General features: G+C 76.4%; 1 protein-coding gene. It reads right to left on the bottom strand.

The annotated features are described in order from the left end of the window. Window positions 1-1,741, bottom strand: a 1,741-nt coding sequence (locus KS423_RS44990; RefSeq protein ID WP_224285442.1) for a type I polyketide synthase, incomplete at its 3' end; no start/stop codon positions are given. Window positions 1,742-1,755 lie beyond the last annotated feature (14 nt).

The following is a 1,755-nucleotide window of genomic DNA, read 5'->3' as shown; positions in this document are numbered from 1 at the left end:
GCAGGCCGGCCAGCTCGGTCAGGCCCTGGGCGGTGCGGGCCGACAGCGGCAGCACGGTCGGGGCCGGCCTGGGCGCGGGCACCGCCGCGGTCTCCGGGGCCTGTTCCAGCACCAGGTGGGCGTTGGTGCCGCCGACGCCCAGCGCACTGACCCCGGCTCGGCGCGGGGTGGGGCCCTCCGGCCACTCCCGGCGCTCGGCGGCCAGACGGAACGGGCTGCCGGCCAGCTCCAGCGCGGGGTTGGGGCTGGTGAAGTTCACCAGCGGCGGGATGGTGCCGTGCCGCAGCACCAGCAGGGCCTTGATCAGGCCCGCCAGGCCCGCGCAGGTGTCCAGGTGGCCGATGTTGGGCTTCACCGAGCCGAGCGAGCAGAACTCGGCGGCCCCGGTCCGGGCCCGGAACGCCTGGTCCAGCGCCCGGAACTCGATCGGGTCGCCGAGCGGGGTGCCGGTGCCGTGGGCCTCGATGTAGCCGATGCTCTCGGCCGGCACGCCCGCGAGGTCCAGGGCCCGGCCGATCACGGCCGCCTGCCCGTCCACGCTGGGCGCGGTGTAGCCGACCTTGCGGCCGCCGTCGTTGTTGACGGCCGATCCGAGGATCACCCCGTGGATGGTGTCGCCGTCGGCCAGGGCCCGGTCGAGGCGCTTGAGCAGGACGGCGGCGACGCCGTTGCCGCCGACGGTGCCGCCCGCCTCGGCGTCGAAGGCCCGGCAGGCGCCGTCGGGGGAGAGGATCGACCCCTCCTCGTAGCGGTAGCCGGCGGCCTGCGGGATGTGCAGGGCGGCGGCCCCGGCCAGGGCCAGCTCGCAGTCGCCCGCCAGCAGCGACTGCACGGCCAGGTGCACCGCGACCAGCGAGGTGGAGCAGGCCGTCTGCACGCCGATCGCCGGGCCGGTGAGGCCCAGCCGGTAGGCGACCCGGGTGGCGGCGAAGTCCGCCTGGTTACCGATCGCGGTCTGCAGGGCGGCCACCGGTTCGGCCGGGTCGGCGGTGGTGGCGAGGGTGTGCTGGTAGTAGGTGCGCAGCGCGTAGAGGGTCATCCCGGTGCCGGCGAAGACCCCGACCCGGCGCTCCGGGTCCGGCGCGTCGTAGCCGCCGTCCTCCAGGGCCTGGCGGCAGATCTCCAGCAGCAGGCGCTGCTGCGGGTCCATCAGGGCGGCCTCGGCGCCGCTGATGCCGAAGGCCTCGGCGTCGAAGTGGTCGATGTCGGTGATCGCCCCGGTGACCGGGACGAAGTCGGGATGGCGGTACTCCTCCGGGCGCAGCCCGGCCGCCGCCAGTTCCTCCTCGGTGAACCGGGTGGTGCTGCGGACGCCCTCGACGATGTTCCGCCAGTACTGCTCGGGGGTGTCGGCGCCCGGGAGGCGCAGCGCCAGGCCGACGATCGCCACCCGGCGGTCGTCGCCGGGCCCGGTCGTCGAGGCGGTGGTGGTGGCGGTGGGCGCGAGCGGGCCCGTGGCCGGCTCGGTGGCCAGGTGCGCGATCAGGGCGTCCACGGTGGGGTGGCGGAACAGCTCGGTGGGCGCCGGGGGCGTGGGCAGCGCGGTGCTGAGAGCGCCGTGCACCCGCATCAACTGGAGGGAGCCGATGCCGAGTTCGGCCAGCGGACGGCCCGGGTCCAGCGGGGTGTCGAGGACCGACTCGAAGGCGTCCAGGACCAGCCGGCGCAGGCCGGACGGTGCGGTGTGCTCGGGGGCGGGGACGGGGGCGGACCGGTCGGCGGGCCGGGTTCCCGGTGCCACGGTGGCCGGCGCCG

It is taken from the genome of Streptomyces sp. LS1784, from assembly GCF_020103755.1.
Lineage (GTDB): Bacteria > Actinomycetota > Actinomycetes > Streptomycetales > Streptomycetaceae > Kitasatospora.
The sequence above is the reverse complement of the archived record's forward strand: the minus strand, read 5'-3'. Positions and strand labels throughout refer to the sequence as shown.